We start from the raw sequence: 20539 nt of genomic DNA on the forward strand, positions 1-20539 counted from the left end.
ATGGGAAGCGCCACCAGAGAAGCACTCGCCACGTCGAGGGCGGCCCTGTCCGTCCCGGGCGGCACGACTGATCTGGCGACGGGCGAAAGCCTGTTCGGCGCCGGTCGAGTAATCGGGTCGTCGTCCCAGCTGTTGTCAGCACTCGGCGACGCCTCAGCGGATGCTGCGGCCAAGGTCACCCTCGTACGCGCCGTTTTCGGTGCCAACGTGACGCCTCGGGCACGCGACCTGCTCGCAGCGGCCGTCTCCGAACGCTGGTCCAGCCACGACGACCTGCTCGCCGGGATCGAAGAACTGGGCCTACGGGCATCCGCCCTCTCTACTCCGGCCGGAACGTCGATCGAGGGCGAGCTCTTCGCCTTCGGTAAGACGGTGTCCTCGGACGCTGAGCTGGAGCTGGCCCTGGCCAGCAAGCTCGGCAAGCCTGGCGCCAAGGCAGCCCTGGTCGAAAAGCTGCTGGCCGGCAAAGTCTCCGGTCAGACGCTCGCCATTGTTCGTCACCTGGTGCAGCAGCCTCGCGGCCGCCGCATCGGCGAACTGCTGCGACACGCAGCAGCAGTCGTCGCGGACGAGTCCGGCACGTCGATCGCCACCATCACGTCGGCGAGCGTTCTCACGGCCGATCAGCTCGCTCGCTTGCAGAAGAACCTCCAGTTGCGTCACGGACGAGCACTCACCATCAACCAGGTCGTTGACCCGGAATTGGTCGGCGGAGTGCGCGTGCAAATCGGCGACCTGGTCATCGATGGCAGCATTGCAACCCGCCTGGCAGATTTGAGACTCCAGCTCGCTCGCTGAGTCACCTCAGCAGCACCAAAAACCCAGCAGTACCAGATGACTCAGGGCGGCAGCGTCCTCGAACAGACAGAACCTGTACTTTCGTACAGAAAAGGGAAGATGATGGCAGAACTAACGATCAGCCCCGATGAGATCCGTGGCGCTCTCCAGGACTTCGTGAAGTCCTACGAGCCGAACAAGACATCAACGACCGAGGTCGGCTACGTCACCACGGCCGGCGACGGTATCGCCCACGTTGAGGGCTTGCCCGGCGTGATGGCGAACGAGCTCATCAAATTCGCCGATGGCACCCTGGGCCTGGCCCAGAACCTCGACGAAGACGAGATCGGCGTCGTCGTACTCGGCGAGTTCGGCGGCATCGTTGAGGGCATGGAGGTGCACCGCACCGGCGAGGTTCTCTCTGTTCCGGTCGGCGACGGCTACCTCGGCCGTGTTGTCGATCCGCTCGGCGCCCCCATCGACGGACTCGGCGACATTGCGACCGAAGGACGTCGTGCCCTCGAGCTGCAGGCCCCCGGCGTCATGAGCCGCAAGTCGGTTCATGAGCCGATGCAGACCGGCATCAAGGCCATCGACGCCATGATCCCGATCGGCCGCGGCCAGCGTCAGCTGATCATCGGTGACCGCCAGACCGGCAAGACCGCGATCGCCATCGACACCATCATCAACCAGAAGGCCAACTGGGAGTCCGGCGACAGCAACAAGCAGGTTCGTTGCATCTATGTCGCCATCGGCCAGAAGGGCTCCACCATCGCTTCGGTGAAGGGTGCGCTCGAGGATGCCGGAGCGATGGAGTACACCACCATCGTCGCCGCTCCCGCCTCTGACCCGGCCGGCTTCAAGTACCTCGCCCCGTACACCGGCTCCGCCATCGGCCAGCACTGGATGTACGCCGGCAAGCACGTTCTCATCGTCTTCGATGACCTGTCCAAGCAGGCCGAGGCCTACCGTGCCGTGTCGCTGCTGCTGCGTCGTCCGCCGGGACGCGAAGCGTACCCCGGAGACGTGTTCTACCTGCACTCCCGCCTGCTCGAGCGTTGCGCCAAGCTGTCCGACGAGCTCGGCGCCGGATCAATGACCGGTCTCCCGATCATCGAGACCAAGGCCAACGACGTTGCCGCATACATCCCCACCAACGTGATCTCGATCACCGACGGCCAGATCTTCCTGCAGTCCGACCTGTTCAACGCCAACCAGCGTCCGGCAGTCGACGTCGGCATCTCGGTCTCCCGCGTCGGTGGCGACGCTCAGGTCAAGTCGATCAAGAAGGTCTCCGGAACGCTCAAGCTCGAGCTGGCCCAATACCGTTCGCTCGAAGCCTTCGCCATGTTCGCCTCCGACCTCGACGCGGCCAGCCGCCGTCAGCTCGCCCGCGGCGCCCGCCTCACCGAACTGCTGCGCCAGCCGCAGTACTCGCCGTACCCCGTTGAGGACCAGGTCGTTTCGATCTGGGCCGGCATCAACGGCAAGCTCGACGAAGTTCCGGTTCCCGACGTGCTGCGCTTCGAACGCGAACTGCTCGACTTCCTCGGTCGCAACACCGAGGTTCTCAAGACCCTGCGTGAGACGAACGTTCTCTCCGACGATACCGTCACCGCTCTCACGGCCGGTGTCGACAAGTTCAAGCTCGAGTTCCAGACCGGCGAGGGCAAGCCGCTCGCCTCGGTCAGCAAAGAAAAGTTTGAAGCCATCGCAGTTGAAGACGTCAACCAGGAAAAGATCGTCAAGCACCGCCGCTAGTCGATACGACTTGCAGCAACTGACGACGCCAAACTGAAAGACAAGGAAGCAGACACATGGGAGCGCAACTTCGGGTCTACCGGCAGAAGATCAAGTCTGCCCAGACGACCAAGAAGATCACTCGGGCCATGGAGCTGATCTCCGCCTCGCGCATCCAGAAAGCGCAGGCGCGAGTCGCTGCGTCAACCCCGTATTCGCGAGCGGTCACCCGCGCCGTATCGGCCGTGGCCACGTACTCCAACGTGGAACACGTGCTCACAACCGAACCGGAGACGATCAGCCGTGCTGCGGTGGTCATCTTCGCTTCGGACCGTGGCCTGGCGGGTGCCTTCAGCTCACAGGTGTTGCGTGAGGCAGAGTCGCTCAGCGAACTGCTGCGCAGCCAGGGCAAGGACATCGTCTACTTCCTGGTCGGCCGTAAGGCCATCGCCTACTTCAGTTTTCGGGGCCGCGCGTCGGAGCGAATCTGGACCGGCGGCACCGACCAGCCGCAGTTCGAGACTGCCAAGGAAATCGGCGAGGCCCTGCTGGAGTCGTTCCTGCGGGACGCTTCCGACGGCGGCGTCGACGAGATTCACATCGTTTACAACCGTTTCGTGAGCATGGTCACCCAAGTGCCAGAGGTCGTTCGACTGTTGCCCCTCGAAGTTGTCGAGGGTGTGGAAGAACCAGGCGACAACAAGGTTCTCCCGCTCTACGAGTTCGAGCCCGACGTCGAAACGGTTTTGGACAGCCTCCTCCCGGTGTACATCGAGAGTCGTCTGTTCAACGCGATGCTGCAGTCGGCGGCATCTGAACATGCAAGCCGCCAGAAGGCAATGAAGTCGGCCAGCGACAACGCCGACAAGCTGATCACGGACTACACCCGCCTGTCCAACAACGCGCGGCAATCCGAGATCACCCAGCAGATTTCCGAGATCGTGGGTGGAGCCGATGCGCTCTCATCCGCCAAGAAGTAACCAGAGAAGAGAGAGCAATGACTGACACCGCAACCGCGCCAGTCCGCGCGGAGGATACGGCCGGTTCTGTTGGCCGCATCGCCCGTGTCACGGGCCCCGTTGTCGACATCGAGTTTCCGCACGACTCGATCCCCGGCATCTACAACGCCCTGAAGACCACGATCACCATCGGCGACGAGTCGAACGAGATCACCCTCGAGGTTGCCCTGCACCTTGGTGACGACCTGGTTCGTGCCATCGCGCTCAACCCGACCGACGGACTTGTCCGCGGCCAGGAAGTGCGCGACACCGGCAGCCCCATCACGGTGCCGGTTGGAAACGTCACCAAGGGCAAGGTCTTCAACGTCATCGGCGATGTCCTCAACGCCAAGCCGGGCGAGAAGATCGAGATCACCGAGCGCTGGCCCATCCACCGCAAGCCGCCGGCTTTCGACCAGCTCGAGTCCAAGACTCAACTGTTCGAAACCGGCATCAAGGTTATCGACCTTCTCACGCCGTACGTTCTCGGTGGAAAGATCGGCCTGTTCGGTGGTGCCGGAGTCGGCAAGACCGTACTCATCCAGGAAATGATCCAGCGCGTTGCGCAGGACCACGGTGGAGTATCAGTGTTCGCCGGAGTCGGCGAACGAACCCGTGAGGGCAACGACCTCATCGCCGAGATGGAGGAAGCCGGCGTCTTCGACAAGACCGCCCTGGTCTTCGGCCAGATGGACGAGCCGCCGGGAACGCGTCTGCGTGTCGCGCTCTCCGCCCTCACCATGGCTGAGTACTTCCGCGACGTGGAGAAGCAAGACGTGTTGCTCTTCATCGACAACATCTTCCGCTTCACCCAGGCCGGTTCCGAGGTGTCGACCCTGCTGGGCCGGATGCCTTCCGCAGTGGGCTACCAGCCGAACCTGGCTGACGAGATGGGCATCCTGCAGGAGCGCATCACCTCGACCCGTGGCCACTCGATCACCTCGCTTCAGGCGATCTACGTTCCCGCCGACGACTACACCGACCCGGCACCGGCGACCACCTTCGCCCACCTCGACGCGACCACCGAGCTGTCTCGTGAAATCGCGTCGAAGGGCCTGTACCCGGCCGTCGACCCGCTCACCTCGACCAGCCGTATCCTCGACCCCCGCTACCTGGGTGCCGATCACTACAACACGGCCGTACGCGTCAAGGCGATTCTGCAGAAGAACAAGGAACTCCAGGAGATCATCGCGATCCTCGGTGTTGACGAGCTCTCTGAAGAAGACAAGGTCACAGTTTCGCGTGCCCGTCGTATTCAGCAGTTCCTCTCCCAGAACACCTACATGGCGAAGAAGTTCACCGGTGTCGAGGGTTCCACTGTTCCGCTCAAGGACACCATTGAGTCGTTCACGGCAATCGCCAACGGTGACTTCGACCACGTAGCTGAGCAGGCTTTCTTCAACGTCGGTGGCATCAACGACGTCGAAGAGAAGTGGGCTCAGATTCAGAAGGAGAACGACTAAGCATGGCAAAGTCGCTGTCCGTCAGCGTTGTCTCGGCCGACCACCAGGTGTGGACGGGCGAGGCGACGATGGTTGTCGCCAAGACCGTCGAGGGCGAGATTGGCATCTTGGCCGGTCACGAACCGATGTTGGCGATCCTGGCCGTGGGTGACGTTCGTCTCACCCTGCCTGATGGCTCCAAAGTTCTGGCCCAGGCCGAGGATGGATTCCTGTCGGTGGACAACGACATGGTCACCATCGTGGCGCGCAAGGCTGAACTCGTGGGTTCCAAATAACCCGTCTGAACCGCCAGTGCTGATACTGCTTCCGCCGTCGGAGACGAAACGCTCCGGCGGCGAAGCTGTACCCCTGGACTGGACCACACTCGCTTATTCGGCCCTGACCGCGAAACGTCGGGTACTCGCGCGGGCCCTGGTCGCCCTGGCGCGGCATCCCGAGGCCGCCCGTACCGCCCTTAAACTGGGCCGCACCCAGCTGTTTGAAATCGACCGCAACCGTGAGCTGATGACGTCGCCGACGCTGCCGGTGATCGACCGCTACACCGGGGTGCTCTTCGACGGGCTGGATGCTGCCACCCTGTCGGCCGCGCAGCGCCAGTTCGCGCACGCCCACCTGGTCGTACACTCCGCACTGCTCGGCCCGCTCGCCGCCCTCGACCCCATTCCGGCGTACCGGCTGTCGCACGATTCACGAGTGCCGAACGTGACCCTGGCCAGCCACACGCTCAAACAGCACTGGAGTGCCGCGGTGGCTACGGTCCTCAGCCAGACCGGCGGACTGCTGCTCGACCTGCGATCCGAGGCCTATGTGGCGCTAGGAGCGAAGCCCGTGCGGCCGGATTCGCTGTACCTGCGGGTGGTCGCTGATTCCGGAGACGGGCAGAAGCGTGCCCTGAACCACTTCAACAAGAAATCCAAGGGCGAATTCACGCGCGCCCTGCTTCAACACGAACACGACTTCACGACGGCGAGTGAACTGATCGACTGGGCCCAATCGGTCGGAATTCGCCTCAGTCAGGGCGCACCCGGCGAACTGGAGCTCGTCGTTGAACAACACCTCGCTGCGGCCGGCCGGCCGGCCGCATCCACGATCTATTCTGGGGTTAGGCTGGGCGCGTGAGTACAGACGCCAGCACCTTTTCCCCAGCGGTCAACGTTCCCATTCTTCGGCAACCGGTTAATGTCACCGTCACTGGAGCCGGCGGACAGATTGGCTATGCGCTGTTGTTTCGCATTGCCGCTGGCGCCTTGCTGGGACCGACGACGCCGATCCGCCTCACCCTGCTGGAAATACCCCAGGGGCTGAAAGCCGCGGAGGGCACCGCGCTCGAACTCGAGGACTGTGCCTTCGGCCTGCTGCGCGGGGTAACGGTCACCGATGACCCCACGGTGGCGTTCGACGGAGTAAACATTGCGCTTCTGGTCGGCTCCCGCCCGCGAGGACCGGGCATGGAACGTGCCGACCTGCTGGGCGCCAACGGTCGCATCTTCGGGCCGCAGGGTGCGGCCATCAACGCCGGCGCCGCCGACGACGTGCGCGTGCTCGTGGTGGGCAACCCCGCCAATACGAATGCCCTCATCGCGGCCGCGCACGCGCCCGACGTGCCGAGTGACCGCTTCACCGCCATGACCAGGCTCGACCACAACCGCGCCGTCCGGCAATTGGCCAACCACCTTGACGTGGCCGTCGGGGCGATTCACGGATTGACCGTGTGGGGAAACCACTCGGCGACTCAATACCCGGATGTCTTCCACGCGACCGCCCAGGGTCGAGCGGTGAGTGATCTGGTCGACGAGCAGTGGCTCGCGGAGACGTTCATTCCGCGCGTCGCTCAGCGCGGGTCGGAGATCATCGCCGTGCGGGGCGGCTCCTCGGTCGCCTCCGCCGCCAACGCGGCCATCGACCACGTCGGAGACTGGGTCACCGGCCGCGGCACGGATTGGACCAGCGCCGGGGTAGTCTCCGATGGCTCGTACGACGTTCCGCCCGGACTGGTCTGCTCGTTTCCGGTGCGCTCCGTTGATGGGCAGTGGCGCATCGTGACCGGGCTGGAACACGGCGAATTCTCGCGCAGACGAATCGCGGCTTCTGTTGCCGAACTCGTGGAGGAGCGCGACGCGGTACGGGCCCTCGGCCTGCTGCCACTCGGCCGCCGCTGAAACCGCGGCCTCACGGGTCGGTTACCGGTGTGCGATGCCCTCGTGGCTGAGCAGCCAGGCCTTGGTCGGGATGCCCTCTCCTGCGCTATAGCCGGTGATCTGGCCACTGGTCGCGAGCACTCGGTGGCAGCCGATGATGATCGGCACCGGATTCGCGCCAACGGCCCCACCGATGGCGCGGCCCGATCCGGGCCGTCCAATGTCGTTGCCGAGCGCACCATACGAGATGACATCGCCGAATGTGAGGCTGGCCAGCCTCGCCCAGACGCTGCGCTGAAATTCGGTGCCGCGGGTGAGGTGCACGGGCAGGTCGAACGTCTGCCGGGTTCCGGCGAAGTACTCGCCGAGCTGTTCGGCCGCCCGTTGCAATACTGCGGACGGCGCCTCTGGGGTCGCGTCGAGCGGCAGCTGGCCGTCGGTTTCGATGGAGAGGGAAAGGATGCCCTCATCGTCGGCGGTGAGTTCGAGCCGGCCGATCGGGCTGGGGAGGCGGAGTAGGTGCGCGGGAGTGAGTGCAGTCGGGATGCTGTCCATGATTCGACTGTAGCTGCCACCCTCGGCGTCGCCTCGCGGGTTTCGGACATCGGTGCACAACCGCCGAGTACCTTCTCCTGTGCAGGAGGTGGCTGCGCCCCTAGTCTGTAGGGATGGCTCAAATTGAATATCGCAGACTTGGCTCATCCGGATTGACCGTCTCGACGATCGGGCTCGGGTGCAACAATTTCGGGCGCACCGGGACCGCGTCAGAAACCCAGGACGGCACGACGGCGGTTATCGATGCTGCCTTCGAAGCCGGGGTGACGCTGTTCGACACCGCCGATATCTACGGTGCCGAGCGTGGCCTCAGCGAAACGCTCATGGGGCACTCGCTGCGCGGCAAGCGCGACCAGATCGTGCTCGCCTCGAAATTCGGCATGGACATGGGCGGCCTGAACGGTCCGGACTGGGGCGCGCGGGGCTCACGCCGGTACATCCGCTTGGCCGTCGAGGCATCGCTGCGTCGGCTGCAGACCGACTGGATCGACCTCTACCAGCTGCACGTTCCCGACCCGTCAACACCCATCGAAGAGACGCTGTCCACCCTGCACGACCTCATCACCGAGGGCAAGATCCGTTACATTGGTCACTCCAACCTGGCTGGGTGGCAGATCGCCGAGGCCGACTTCACCGCTCGCATGAACGGGCACCCAGCGTTCATTTCAAGCCAGAACGAATACAGTCTGCTCGTGCGCGATGTCGAAGACGAGGTATTGCCGGCGGTGAACGCCTTCGGTCTCGGGTTTCTGCCCTTCTTCCCGCTCTACAACGGCTTGTTCACCGGCAAATTCTCTCGCTCGGGCGGGCCGGCCGACAGCCGCATCATGATGATCAGGCGCCATCTCGCCGACGATGCCCCGTGGGACGTGATCGAGCAGTATCAGGAATGGTGCGACGCGCGCGGCGTGACCATGCTGGCGGCGACGTTCGCCTGGCTTCTGGCCCAGCCGGGCCTGACCAGCGTTATCGCCGGCGCCACCAAGCCCGAGCAGATTCGACAAAACGCGGACGCGGCGACGTCGTGGCAGCCGTCGGTCGATGAAGTTGCCTACATTTCAAACCTTTTCGCCTGAACGCAGCAGGTGAAGTCGGCGCACGAGTCGGTGCTTTCTGCGCAGAGCGCAATATTTTTAGTCGACGACGTGCCGGTAAGAGTGCACTATTGCTTCAGTGGTTGCTGCGCCCGACCCATCCGGTCGGGCGGGCATCCGTCTTTTAATAGGAGAACTTCGTGCTGTGGTCCTTGCTCGTGCGTTACCTGCGCCCATACTGGCAACTGCTTCTAGGGGTGATCGTCTTTCAACTGGCCCAGTCGATCGCCTCGCTCTTTCTGCCCACCCTCAACGCTGACATCATCGATGAGGGTGTGGCAACCGGTGACTCCGGCTACATTCTGCGCGTGGGCGGCCTCATGCTGCTGATCACCCTCGCCCAGATCATCTGCGCGATCGTGGCCGTGTACTTCGGAGCCAAAGTCGCCATGAAGGTTGGCCGTGACCTGCGCGGGGCCGTGTTCAGCCGGGTCGGTGAATTCTCGGAACAAGAAGTCACCCGGTTCGGGGCGCCCTCACTCATCACCCGCTCCACCAACGACGTGCAGCAGGTGCAGATGCTCGTGCTGACCACCTGCACCCTGCTGGTCTCCGCACCCATCCTCAGCATCGGCGGTGTGATCATGGCGATCCGCCAGGACGTGCAACTGTCCTGGCTCATCGCGGTGAGCGTGCCGATTCTCCTCATCGGGGTCGGCCTCATCGTCGTGAAAATGGTGCCGCTGTTCCGCAAGATGCAGATCCGCATCGACACCGTCAACCGGGTGCTGCGGGAGCAGCTCACCGGCATCCGTGTGGTGCGCGCGTTTGTGCGGGAGACGCAAGAGGTGGCACGGTTCGCCCAGGCCAACCGGGACGTCACCGAGGTAGCACTCAGCTCCGGGCGCCTGATGGCGCTCATGTTTCCCATCGTGATGCTCGTGCTCAACGTCTCGAGCGTCGCCGTCATCTGGTTCGGCGCGTTCCGCATTGAAGACGGATCGATGCAGGTGGGCACGCTCATCGCGTTCCTCAGCTATCTCATGCAGATTCTCATGGCCGTCATGATGGCCACGTTCATGGCCGTCATGATTCCGCGCGCGGCCGTGTCGGCGGACCGCATCGGTGAGGTTCTCGCCACCGAATCGAGCGTCGTACCGCCGGCCAACCCGGTGAACGCAACGGTCGGTCAGGGCGAACTCGAACTGCTCGACGTGGGCTTCGCTTACCCGGGCGCGGAACAACCCGTGCTGCGCAACGTGAGTTTCATCGCCCGGCACGGCGAGACCACCGCGATCATCGGCAGTACCGGCAGCGGAAAGACCACCCTGGTGAACCTGCTGCCGCGGCTGTTCGACGCGACCAGCGGCTCCGTGCTGGTCGACGGCGTCAACGTGCGCGAGCTGAACCCCGACCTGCTCTGGGGCCACATCGGCCTTGTACCGCAAAAGCCGTACCTGTTCTCCGGAACGGTGCGCAGCAACCTGCTCTACGGCAAACCCGACGCGAGCGAAGACGAACTCTGGCAGGCCCTCACGATCGCGCAGGCCCGGGACTTCGTCACCGAAATGGATGGCGGGCTCGACGCCAAGATTGCGCAGGGCGGCACCAACGTATCGGGCGGTCAGCGCCAACGCCTCGCCATCGCGCGCGCCCTGGTGAAACGGCCGGAGTTGTACATCTTCGACGACTCGTTCTCAGCCCTCGACCTCGCCACGGATGCCCGACTGCGGCTCGCCCTCAAGCAGAGCACCGATGGCGCCACCATGGTCATCGTCGCCCAGCGGGTGTCGAGCATCATCGACGCCGACCAGATCCTCGTGCTCGAAGACGGCCGTATCGTCGGCCGCGGAACCCACGAGCAGCTGCTCGACTCGAACACCACGTACCAGGAAATTGTGTCATCCCAGCTCACCGCGGAGGAAGCAGCATGAGCGAGACTCACGCCGACGACAAGCCGGCTCCGCGTCCGCAGCGCGGAGGCGGCCCGTTCGGCGGTATGAGTCTGCCGGCCGAGAAGTCGATGAACTTCACCGCGTCGGGCAAGCGCCTGCTCGGCAAGTTGCGCCCCGAGCGCCTCTGGCTGATGCTCGTGCTGGTCCTCGCTGTGATCAGCGTGACCTTCTCGGTGCTGGGCCCGCGCCTGCTCGGTGAGGGCACCAACCTGATCTTCTCCGGCATCGTGTCGAAGTCCCTGCCGAGCGGCAGCAGCCAGGCCGACGTGATCGCGGGGCTGCGGGCATCCGGCAACAGTACCCAGGCCGACATGCTCAGCGGCATGACGCTGACCCCGGGCCTCGGCATCGACTTTGCCATGCTCTCCACCGTGCTGTTCTGGGCGCTCGCACTCTACGTACTGTCGAGTGTGTTCAGCTGGATGCAGGCGTATGTGCTGAACGGTATCGTGCAGCGCACGGTGTATCGACTGCGGGAGGAGATTGAGGCGAAGATCAACCGCCTGCCGCTGAGCTACTTCGACAAGAAGCCGCGCGGTGAACTTCTCAGCCGGGTCACCAACGACGTCGACAACATCTCGCAGAGCCTGCAACAGTCGCTCAGCCAGGTGGTGACGAGCCTCCTGACGGTGATCGGCGTGATCGTGATGATGCTCATCCTCTCGCCGCTACTGGCTCTGATCGCCCTCGTGACGGTGCCGCTCACGCTGGTGATCACGGCGTTCATCGCCAAGCGTTCGCAGAAACTGTTCGTGGCCCAGTGGGCCAACACCGGCGAGCTGAACGGTCAGATCGAGGAGACGTTCACCGGCCACGCCCTGGTCAAGGTGTTCGGCCGCCAAAAGGAGGTCGACGCCCGGTTCAAGCAGAAGAATGATGACCTGTACGACGCCAGTTTCGGTGCCCAGTTCATCAGCGGCATGATCATGCCGGCGATGACCTTCATCGGCAACCTCGTCTATGTCGCCATCGCTGTTGTGGGAGGCCTGCAGGTGGCTTCGGGTGCCATGCAGCTCGGCGACGTGCAGGCATTTATTCAGTACTCCCGCCAGTTCACCCAGCCGCTCGCGCAACTCGGGTCGATGGCGAACCTGCTGCAGTCGGGTGTCGCATCCGCTGAACGCGTGTTCGACCTGCTCGACGCCGACGAACAGAGTGAAGACCCCGATCCGGCCGAGACCCCAATAGAGGTGCACGGCCGTCTCGTCTTCGAGAACGTGTCGTTCCGGTACACCGAGGACAAGCCGCTGATCGAAGAACTCAGCCTCGTGGCTGAGCCCGGGCAGACCATTGCCATCGTTGGCCCGACCGGAGCCGGTAAGACCACACTGGTGAACCTCATGATGCGGTTCTACGAGATCGACTCCGGGCGCATCGTGCTCGACGGAGTCGACGTGGCCACCATGACCCGGCACGACCTGCGCAGCCGCATGGGCATGGTGCTGCAGGACACCTGGCTGTTCGGTGGCACGATCCGCGACAACATCGCCTACGGTCGACCGGATGCGACGGAGCAGGATATTCTCGCAGCCGCCACCGCGACCTACGTCGATCGGTTCGTGCACTCGCTGCCCGACGGGTATGACACCGTGCTCGACGATCAGGGCAGCAACGTGAGTGCCGGTGAAATGCAGCTGCTCACCATCGCGCGGGCGTTCCTGGCGAAGCCGAGCGTGCTCATCCTCGACGAGGCGACCAGCTCGGTGGACACCCGCACCGAGGTGCTGGTGCAGAAGGCGATGGGCGCCCTGCGGGCTGAGCGCACGAGCTTCGTCATCGCGCATCGGCTCTCGACTATTCGGGACGCCGACCTGATTCTGGTGATGGAATCGGGGCGCATCGTGGAGCAGGGCAACCACGTGCAGCTGCTCGCCGCCAACGGTGCCTACCAGGCGCTGTACGCCGCACAGTTCGCCGCGCCCGTCGCCGACGAGGTGTAGCCCCAGCTCCTCCCCAACCCGTCGCCTGCCCGTGTCATCCCCAGATTCGGGCAGGCACCGGCGGCGGTGCGGACCGCGCTGGCACAGTGGCGGCATGCATCCCACCATTGTCAAAGCCCAGAAGGCTCAGGACTTTCTGGCACTCGTTCCCCAGCTGCTCGGTTTCGTTGCCGAGTCCAGCGCCGTTCTGGTGGCGTTTCGTGGCAACCGCACCTGCGGCGCGCTGCGTTTCAACCTGCCCGACGACGGCGCACCCCACAAGGTATACAAGCGCATTGCGACGACCCTCGCCGGAATGCTGTGCAAGATCCCCGGAGTCGACGCCGTCGTCCCGGTGATCTACACCGATGATTCCTTCAACGATGCAGTCGGCATTCCGCGCGAACAGTTCGCCGAGATTCTGAATCGGCGACTCGAGCTGAGCGGATTTCTGCTGCGTGATTCCCTGTGCGTTGCAGCGGATGCCTGGGGCAGCTACCTCGACCCGGACTGCCCGGCCGCCGGGCACCCACTCAGCGATATCACGGAGTCACCGATTTTCGAGGCGGTGCCCCCGGAGGCCGCGCCCGACTTGCCACGCCCGCTGGGCACACTGCAGACCGGCGCTGACCCGATCGGTGTCAACCTGGCGACCAAGGAACGCCTGGCCCGCCTCTACCGGCGGTATCGGCATCTGCTCGCGCGGGGCGAGAACACTCCGCAGCTGTTCGCCGCCCTCAGCGTTGCGCTCGACCCGGTAGCGATTGCCGAGGACGCGCTGACCTGGCCGAACCCACCCACCGAGGAAAACGCCGCAGCGCTGCTCGTGCTCGTGCAGTCCCCGCCGAACCGCGACCAGATCATGGTGCAATTCGCGTTCGGGCGTGAGGAAGGCGTGCGCGCCCACGAAATCAACCGGCGGTACGCGCAGCTCCAGTACGAAACCGGGCGAAGCCTTGACGACCTGGTGGCCGCAGAGATCGACTCGGGCGACCCAACCGCCGAACACACCGGTGACATCATGCTCGGCCTGCAGACGGAACGACCCGACGTAGACCGCATTCGCATCGCGATCACCCTGCTCCGCACCGTCGTCGCCATGGCGCCGCGTTCGGCGAGACCGGCGCCGCTGTGCATGCTGGCGTGGCTGTCCTGGGCGCTCGGCAGTGGGTCTGTGGCCGGATTCTTCGTCGACCAGGCACTCGCCATCGACTCGCAGTACAGCATGGCCACCCTGCTTAACCTGCTGCTCACGTCTGGGCATCTGCCGGAATGGGCGTTCGCAGTGCCGCGCGGTGACGACGACGACGCGGCGGGCGAGGGCTACGAAAACGATGAGGACTTCGGCGAAGACGCTGCGCTCAGCGACGATGCCGTGTGGTTCTTCGAAGGCGAGAACGAGGAGTACGACGACGCCGACGATGACGACGCGCGGGCAGCTGACGGATGACGCGGGTGCAGCACGACCTGACCCGGTCTCGCATCCGTTTGAATGCCAGACCAGGCCGCCGGTTGCGAGGCGCACTAGATGTACTTCGGAGCCTCCGACAGCACGCCGTGCAGAATCTCGCCGATCTCGGCGAATTCCGTTGGGCCCACGGTCAGCGGGGGAGCGAGTTGGATGACCGGGTCGCCGCGGTCGTCGGCGCGGCAGTACAGGCCGGCTTCGTAGAGCGCCTTCGACAGGTACCCGCGCAGCAGACGCTCGGACTCTTCGTCGTTGAAGGTTTCCTTGGTGCCTTTGTCCTTGACCAGTTCGATGCCGAAGAAGTAACCGGCACCACGCACGTCACCGACGATCGGCAGGTCGAGCAATTTCTCCAGTTCCTTGCGGAACAGCGGCGAATTCTCGCGAACGTTCTCGTTGAGCTTTTCCTCTTCGAAGATGTCGAGGTTGGCCAGGGCAACCGCCGAGGAGACCGGGTGGCCGCCGAAGGTGTAGCCGTGGTAGAACGTCGTGTCGCCGTGTTTGAACGGTTCGTAGATGCGGTCGCTGACGATGGTCGCGCCGATGGGCGAGTATCCGCTGGTCATGCCCTTGGCACAGGTGATCATGTCGGGCTGGATGTCATAGGTCGTCGAGGCGAACATGTTGCCGATGCGGCCGAATGCTGTGATGACCTCGTCGGCGACCAGGAGCACGTCGTACTTGTCGCAGATTTCTCGCACGCGCTTGAAGTAGCCGGGGGGCGGCGGGAAGCAGCCGCCGGAGTTCTGTACCGGCTCCAGGAAGACAGCCGCAACGGTTTCGGGGCCCTCGAACTCAATCATCTCTTCGATGCGGTTCGCGGCCCATTGGCCGAACACCTCGAGGTTGTTGCCGAGGCCGAGGCCAGGGCTCATCTCGTCGGCCCGATAGAAGTTTGTGTTGGGAACGCGAAAACCGCCCGGGGTGACCGGTTCGAACATCTCCTTCATCGCCGGGATGCCGGTGATGGCCAGCGCTCCCTGCGGGGTGCCGTGGTAGGCAACGTTACGGGAGATGACCTTGTGCTTGGTCGGGCGCCCCATCAGCTTCCAGTAGTACTTGGCGAGCTTGAATGCGGTCTCCACGGCTTCACCGCCCCCGGTGGAGTAGAACACGCGGTTGAGGTCACCCGGGGCGTAGCTGGCGAGCCGGTCGGCGAGTTCGATCGCGTTCGGGTGGGCGTAGGACCAGATCGGGAAGAAGGCGAGTTCTTCGGCCTGCTTGGCGGCGACCTCGGCGAGACGCTTGCGGCCGTGGCCGGCGTTGACCGTGAACAGACCGCTCAGGCCGTCGATGTACTTCTTGCCCTTGGAATCCCAGATCTGATGGCCCTGGCCCTTGACGATGATGGGAACTCCAGCGCCGGATTCCATCACCGACTGACGGGAGAAGTGCATCCAGAGGTGATCCTTGGCCTTTTGCTGCAGCTCGGCGTTGTGCGCGTCGCTGTACGCGGTCGGTGAATCGATGGGTGTGGTGAGAGTCATTTTTTTACCGTGTTCCCCAGTTATAGAACTGTTTGTGGAGTTTGAGATAAACGAACGTCTCGGTGGAGAGGACTCCATCGAGATTGCGGATCTTGGAGTTGAGCAGTTCGAGCAGTTCGTCGTCGTCTTCGCAGACGACCTCGGCAAGAATGTCAAAGGTGCCGGCCGTGAGCACGACGTAGTCCACGGCATCGATCTCGGCCAGCTGCTCGGCCAGTATGCGGGTATCGGCCGACGCGCGAATTCCGATCATGGCCTGGCGAAAGAAGCCCAGCTGCATCGGGTCCGTCACGGCGACGACCTGCATGACGCCCGAGTCAGTGAGCTTCTGCACCCGTTGACGCACGGCCGCCTCGCTGAGACCGACGGCTTTGCCGATCTCTGCGTACGACCGACGTCCGTCGGCCTGCAGCTGTTCGATGATCTTTTTCGACACATCGTCGAGCTGGGCCAGCTTGGGCGAGTGACCGCGCTTTTGTCCATTCATGCATCGATTGTGTCAGTCAAAATGCACTTCGGCAAGCGAATCCGTCGCACATTATGCAAATCACTGCGGATTTCATTTGTGAATCTGGGTGCATCTCACATTGAAATAGGTACACTGGGCCGCATGAGTGCCCCCGAACTACGTAACTTTATCAACGGCCGGTACGTCGACTCCACCGCGACGGATCGGTTCGACCTCATCGACCCTGCTACCGAAGCGATCTACGGAAGCAGCCCGGTGTCGACCGCGGCAGATGTTGATACGGCCTACCGGGCCGCGGCATCCGCTTTTGAAATCTGGGGCGAGAGTACCCCGGCCGTGCGGCAGCTCGCGCTGTTTCGCATAGCGGACGCGATTGAGGCGCGTGCCGAGGAATTCGCCGATGCCGAGTCGCTCGATACCGGCAAGCCGCGCTCGACCCTGGTGGACGACGAGATTTTGCTTTCGGTCGACCAGATTCGCTTCTTCGCCGGCGCCGCGCGCAACCTCGAAGGGCGTGCGGCCGGCGAGTATATGACGGACCACACCTCGTTCATTCGGCGTGAGCCGATCGGTGTCGTCGGCCAGGTCACTCCGTGGAATTACCCGTTGAACATGGCGGTCTGGAAGTTCGCGCCCGCGCTCGCCGCCGGTAATACCACTGTGCTGAAGCCCTCGGACACCACCCCGAGTGCGACGCTGCTGCTCGCCGAGGTCGCGGCGGAATTTTTGCCGGCCGGCGTGCTCAACGTGATCACCGGGGACCGCGCCACCGGTGCCGCGATGGTCGATCACAAGATCCCGCAACTCGTCTCGATCACCGGTTCGGTGCGAGCCGGAATGGCCGTTGCGGAGGCTGCGTCACACGACCTCAAGCGGGTGCACCTGGAATTGGGCGGCAAGGCGCCGGTGATCGTGTTTGACGACGCCGATATCGAGCTCGCCGTTGCCGGGATCGTCGCCGCCGGCTTCTTCAACGCCGGCCAAGACTGCACCGCGGCTACCCGGTTGCTCGTGCAGGGCGGCATCCACGACGAATTCGTCGCAGCGCTCGCCGCCTATGCCAGGGATAATGCCCGTACGGGTGCCCCGAGCGAGCAGGGAATCCTGTTCGGACCGGTCAACAATGTCAACCAGCTCGCCCAGGTGTCCGGCTTCATCGACCGGCTGCCCGACCACGCCGTGCTCGAACTCGGCGGACACCGGGTCGGGAGCACCGGGTATTTTCATGAAGCGACCATTGTCAGTGGCCTCAAGCAGACGGATGAGGCGGTGCAGCAGGAGATCTTCGGCCCGATGATGACCGTGCAGCGCTTCACCGATGAGTCCGAGGCGTTGCGTTGGGCGAACGACGTGCAGTACGGTCTGGCCTCGTCGGTGTGGACGCGCGATCACGGTCGTGCGATGCGTTTCGCCAAGCATCTGGACTTCGGTTGCGTCTGGATCAACACACACATCCCCATCGTCGCCGAGATGCCACACGGCGGTTTCAAACACTCCGGCTATGGCAAGGACCTCTCGATGTACGGGTTCGAGGATTACACCCGGATCAAGCACGTGATGAGCTACATCGGACACTAGGCGGTGCGGTGGCGCCAAGCGGTGACGTTATTATGGTCCAAGTCCTTCGGCGAACGTTGGAACCACACTCGGAAGGCACCACCCGTGACCCAGATTGGTCAAGGTTCGACCGAATTTCGTGTCGAACTGCCCAGCGTTGCAACGACGTTAACGCTGGCGTGGGCAGTCCTGACCGATGTCGGTCATCGCCGTGAGGTGAACGAAGACAGCCTGCTCGCCCTACCGCCGCTGTTCGCCGTCGCTGACGGCATGGGCGGTCACTCGGCCGGTGACGTCGCCAGCGCTGCCGTGGTGACCCGGCTCGCCGAACTTTCCGGAACCCTCGTGGCCGAGGCCGGTTCGATCGACCGGGCGCTCGCGCTCGCGGTCGAGGATATGGCGCAGGGGGTCGGCGTCACCGACCAGGGCACCGGAACCACGGTGACCGGTGTCGCGTTGGCCCTGGTCTCGGATGCGGTCAGCTGGATCGTCTACAACATCGGTGACTCTCGGGTGTACCAGCTGACTGACGGTGTGCTCGAGCAGGTCACGAATGACCACTCGGTCGTGCAGGAACTCGTCGACGCTGGGCGCATCACCCGGGAAGAGGCCGACGTTCACCCGCACGGCAACATCATCACGCGCGCCGTCGGCTTTCACGAACCACCGATTCCCGACTACCGCATCCTGCCGATTCAGGCCGGCATGCGCATTCTGGTCTGCTCCGACGGGCTCACTAAGGAGCTCACGTCCTACGGCATCCGGCATTTCCTGCTCGAGAAGAAGCTGGCAGCGGATGCCGTCGCCGCGATGGTTGAGGCGGCCCTCGACAATGGCGGTCGCGACAATGTCACCGCAATCGTGGTCGATGTGCTCGCGGTCGAGCCCTACGAGGTGCCAGAGACCTGAGGTGAGCACAGCGCGCTAGCGGGCGTGCACGGCTATTAGGTATTACCTACTACCTGTCGTAAGGTAGTAGCTATGGCCCACCCACCGAGCACACCGGCCGTGCCACAAGACGCGCAGTCCCTGCGTGGGGTGCTGCCCATGCTCATTCTGAGCCAGCTGCAGTCTGCCGAGTCGTACGGTTACGAACTCGTTGTTCGGCTGCAGAACATCGGCCTTCGAGACCTCGCGACCGGCACGGTCTACCCGGTGCTGTCGCGCCTGGAACAGGACGGCTCGCTCACCAGCCGCCTGGTGGCATCCACTGCGGGCCCGGCGCGCAAGTATTACTCGCTGAGCGCGGCGGGGGAGGCGGCCCTCGTGCTCGCCACGGCGCGCTGGCACTCCCTGACGGCGATCGTGCAGACGGGCCTCGGCGTCACCCCCACAGAAGCTTTAGCCGGAGAGGATCAGAAATGAACACGCAAACCATCGAGGCCAGATCTTCCTTCGGAGTCTGGCGTCGACGCGAGTCCTATTTGTTCCGGCTCGACCTCTGGCTGGAAGAGTCCCTGTCGTCGCGCGAGCGCCGATCGATCCTGCGCGAGATTAGCGACAACATCACGGTGGATGCCGCAGCCCGCGGCATCGACGCTGCCCTCGACTCGCTCGGCTCACCCCGCACCCTGGCCCGAAGTTTCGCCGAAACCGGCCGCGGCAGCCGGCCCTCCTGGAATCGGGCGATCTATTGGTTCACCGGCCTGCTGCTGCTCTGGTGGACCCTGGCCTTCACCTACACGGCCGGTATGCTCTCGGCCCTACTGGACAGCGGAGCCGAGTCGGCCGAGTCGTACTTTCTCGGGCTGCCGGTATCGGCGTTTAACCGGGATTCCGGAATTGGGATCGGCTGGGAAGCCTCCTCTGCCGTCGCCTACATTCCGCTGATGGTCATGGTCGCTGCGGCCATCGTCGCCGGGCGGCTCTGGCGCGTGCGGGTCGGCCGCCGATAGTCGCAAAGCATCAGTCGCGTATTATGGAACGAGTGAATGAGACCCTGCCCAAGTGCCCTGAATGTTCCAGCGACCTGACCTACGAAATGGGTGCCCTGCTGGTGTGCCCGCTCTGCGCCCACGAGTGGTCGAACGAGCCGGTCGAGGAAGAGCAGGAAGCCCAGGTCAAAGACGCGTTCGGAACCGTGCTGACCGACGGTGACACCGTGTCGATCATCAAAGACCTCAAGGTCAAGGGCCAGGCGTTGTCGATCAAGGTCGGAACTAAGGTGCGCAACATTCGCCTCGTTGACCCGGTCGACGGTCACGACATCGACTGCAAGGTCGATGGTTTCGGATTCATGCAGCTCAAGTCCAGCGTGGTCAAGAAGGTCTAGGCCGAGTGATCGTGACGTGTCAGATTTGCGGGGCCTGGTTGCCAGTCGGGGCCATGTTCTGCGGCGAATGCGGCAGTTCCCGCACAGCCACCGTGGAATCGCGCAAGCGCCCGGACCCTCGCCCGAACGACACGACGATCATTGCGCGCCTGCCGCGCGCGCCCGTCGTCATCTCCGTATCGATTCCCGCTGAGATGCCGGCTCCGGTGCGGGCCGTGGCTGTCGTGAGCGCTGCACCGTCTGCATTACGGGCCGCGCTCCCCGCCGCAGTGATGCCGACCCGGGCGACCTTCGCGTTGACCTTCAGCACCGGCCAGCGGGTATCCGTGCAGGGCTCCGGCCTGATCGGCCGTAAACCCCTGGCCCAACCCGATGAGATTTTCGACGAACTCATACGGGTAGCGGATGCCGACCGCTCGGTCTCCAAGACTCACCTCGAGTTCGGCCAGCACGACGGCGAGTTCTGGGTCAGCGACCGCGTCTCGGGCAACGGCACGGTGATTCGCCGCCCCGGTGAAACGGCCGAGGCGCTCGAACCGGGGCGACGGTACGTTCTTCCGCGCGGCACCCGGGTAGAGATCGCCGACCAGTCCTTCAGCATCAGTTGAGTGCCGATCAGTTGAGCCGCCTCCTCCACAGCTACGCACCACCTGCGATCGTGCACCGATAGCCCCGTCGAGGATCGTCCTCGGTCAGCATTCTGGTCT

20 protein-coding genes are annotated in these 20539 nt (G+C 63.9%); 17 read left to right on the top strand and 3 right to left on the bottom strand.

What is annotated here, in order from left to right:
- The 7 genes from E3T29_RS13340 (at position 1) to E3T29_RS13370 (ending at position 7137) form a co-directional block, all read left to right on the top strand.
- Positions 1-798, top strand: coding sequence for a F0F1 ATP synthase subunit delta (locus E3T29_RS13340; protein ID WP_134345974.1), 798 nt, complete (start codon positions 1-3; stop codon positions 796-798).
- A 102-nt stretch (positions 799-900) separates the two neighbouring features.
- A complete protein-coding gene (gene atpA, locus E3T29_RS13345; RefSeq protein ID WP_134346056.1) occupies positions 901-2538 on the top strand; it encodes a F0F1 ATP synthase subunit alpha in 1638 nt (545 codons plus the stop codon).
- Between the two features lie 56 nt (positions 2539-2594).
- Complete coding sequence (locus E3T29_RS13350) at positions 2595-3497, top strand: F0F1 ATP synthase subunit gamma (RefSeq protein ID WP_092340867.1); 903 nt, start codon at positions 2595-2597, stop codon at positions 3495-3497.
- Between the two features lie 17 nt (positions 3498-3514).
- Positions 3515-4978 (top strand): F0F1 ATP synthase subunit beta, encoded by a 1464-nt coding sequence (gene atpD / locus E3T29_RS13355; RefSeq protein ID WP_092340868.1) that lies wholly within the window; start codon positions 3515-3517, stop codon positions 4976-4978.
- 2 nt (positions 4979-4980) lie between these two features.
- The gene (locus E3T29_RS13360) at positions 4981-5253 is read left to right on the top strand and encodes a F0F1 ATP synthase subunit epsilon (RefSeq protein WP_092340869.1); all 273 of its coding nucleotides are present in this window, start codon (positions 4981-4983) and stop codon (positions 5251-5253) included.
- A gap of 16 nt (positions 5254-5269) precedes the next feature.
- Positions 5270-6097 (top strand): YaaA family protein, encoded by an 828-nt coding sequence (locus E3T29_RS13365; RefSeq protein WP_134345976.1) that lies wholly within the window; start codon positions 5270-5272, stop codon positions 6095-6097.
- A gap of 41 nt (positions 6098-6138) precedes the next feature.
- A complete protein-coding gene (locus tag E3T29_RS13370; RefSeq protein ID WP_134346058.1) occupies positions 6139-7137 on the top strand; it encodes a malate dehydrogenase in 999 nt (332 codons plus the stop codon).
- A 21-nt stretch (positions 7138-7158) separates the two neighbouring features.
- Here E3T29_RS13370 and E3T29_RS13375 read toward each other — a convergent pair whose 3' ends face one another.
- Positions 7159-7671 (bottom strand): methylated-DNA--[protein]-cysteine S-methyltransferase, encoded by a 513-nt coding sequence (locus tag E3T29_RS13375; RefSeq protein ID WP_134345978.1) that lies wholly within the window; start codon positions 7669-7671, stop codon positions 7159-7161.
- Between the two features lie 113 nt (positions 7672-7784).
- On the opposite strand from E3T29_RS13375, the gene E3T29_RS13380 reads away from it, so the two are divergent.
- The 4 genes from E3T29_RS13380 to E3T29_RS13395 all read left to right on the top strand — a co-directional run bounded on the left by E3T29_RS13380 (position 7785) and on the right by E3T29_RS13395 (position 14029).
- A complete protein-coding gene (locus E3T29_RS13380; protein ID WP_134345980.1) occupies positions 7785-8747 on the top strand; it encodes an aldo/keto reductase in 963 nt (320 codons plus the stop codon).
- 158 nt (positions 8748-8905) lie between these two features.
- Positions 8906-10639 (top strand): ABC transporter ATP-binding protein, encoded by a 1734-nt coding sequence (locus E3T29_RS13385; protein ID WP_134345982.1) that lies wholly within the window; start codon positions 8906-8908, stop codon positions 10637-10639.
- A complete protein-coding gene (locus E3T29_RS13390) occupies positions 10636-12600 on the top strand; it encodes an ABC transporter ATP-binding protein (RefSeq protein WP_134345983.1) in 1965 nt (654 codons plus the stop codon). Before E3T29_RS13385 ends, E3T29_RS13390 begins: the two co-directional genes overlap by 4 nt.
- A gap of 94 nt (positions 12601-12694) precedes the next feature.
- Entirely contained in the window at positions 12695-14029 is a 1335-nt protein-coding gene (locus E3T29_RS13395) for a DUF4192 domain-containing protein (protein ID WP_134345984.1), read from the top strand.
- Positions 14030-14103: 74 nt separating this feature from the next.
- On the opposite strand, the gene E3T29_RS13400 is transcribed toward E3T29_RS13395, so the two are convergent.
- Positions 14104-15534 carry an aspartate aminotransferase family protein gene (locus E3T29_RS13400; RefSeq protein WP_134345986.1) on the bottom strand — a complete coding sequence of 477 codons (1431 nt, stop codon included), beginning with the start codon at positions 15532-15534 and terminating at the stop codon, positions 14104-14106.
- 4 nt (positions 15535-15538) lie between these two features.
- The gene (locus E3T29_RS13405; RefSeq protein ID WP_134345988.1) at positions 15539-16021 is read right to left on the bottom strand and encodes an Lrp/AsnC family transcriptional regulator; all 483 of its coding nucleotides are present in this window, start codon (positions 16019-16021) and stop codon (positions 15539-15541) included.
- Between the two features lie 123 nt (positions 16022-16144).
- On the opposite strand from E3T29_RS13405, the gene E3T29_RS13410 reads away from it, so the two are divergent.
- The 6 genes from E3T29_RS13410 (at position 16145) to E3T29_RS13435 (ending at position 20440) form a co-directional block, all read left to right on the top strand.
- On the top strand, positions 16145-17581 hold the full coding sequence (locus E3T29_RS13410) for a gamma-aminobutyraldehyde dehydrogenase (RefSeq protein ID WP_134345990.1): 1437 nt from the start codon (positions 16145-16147) through the stop codon (positions 17579-17581).
- Between the two features lie 84 nt (positions 17582-17665).
- The gene (locus E3T29_RS13415) at positions 17666-18469 is read left to right on the top strand and encodes a PP2C family serine/threonine-protein phosphatase (protein WP_369831299.1); all 804 of its coding nucleotides are present in this window, start codon (positions 17666-17668) and stop codon (positions 18467-18469) included.
- A 72-nt stretch (positions 18470-18541) separates the two neighbouring features.
- Complete coding sequence (locus E3T29_RS13420; RefSeq protein ID WP_092340883.1) at positions 18542-18925, top strand: PadR family transcriptional regulator; 384 nt, start codon at positions 18542-18544, stop codon at positions 18923-18925.
- On the top strand, positions 18922-19455 hold the full coding sequence (locus E3T29_RS13425) for a hypothetical protein (protein WP_134345992.1): 534 nt from the start codon (positions 18922-18924) through the stop codon (positions 19453-19455). Before E3T29_RS13420 ends, E3T29_RS13425 begins: the two co-directional genes overlap by 4 nt.
- Before the next feature lie 23 nt (positions 19456-19478).
- The gene (locus tag E3T29_RS13430; protein WP_134345993.1) at positions 19479-19832 is read left to right on the top strand and encodes a zinc ribbon domain-containing protein YjdM; all 354 of its coding nucleotides are present in this window, start codon (positions 19479-19481) and stop codon (positions 19830-19832) included.
- Positions 19833-19924: 92 nt separating this feature from the next.
- Entirely contained in the window at positions 19925-20440 is a 516-nt protein-coding gene (locus tag E3T29_RS13435; protein WP_241987813.1) for an FHA domain-containing protein, read from the top strand.
- Positions 20441-20539 lie beyond the last annotated feature (99 nt).

Source organism: Cryobacterium sp. TMT1-66-1 (assembly GCF_004403435.1).
GTDB lineage: Bacteria > Actinomycetota > Actinomycetes > Actinomycetales > Microbacteriaceae > Cryobacterium > Cryobacterium flavum.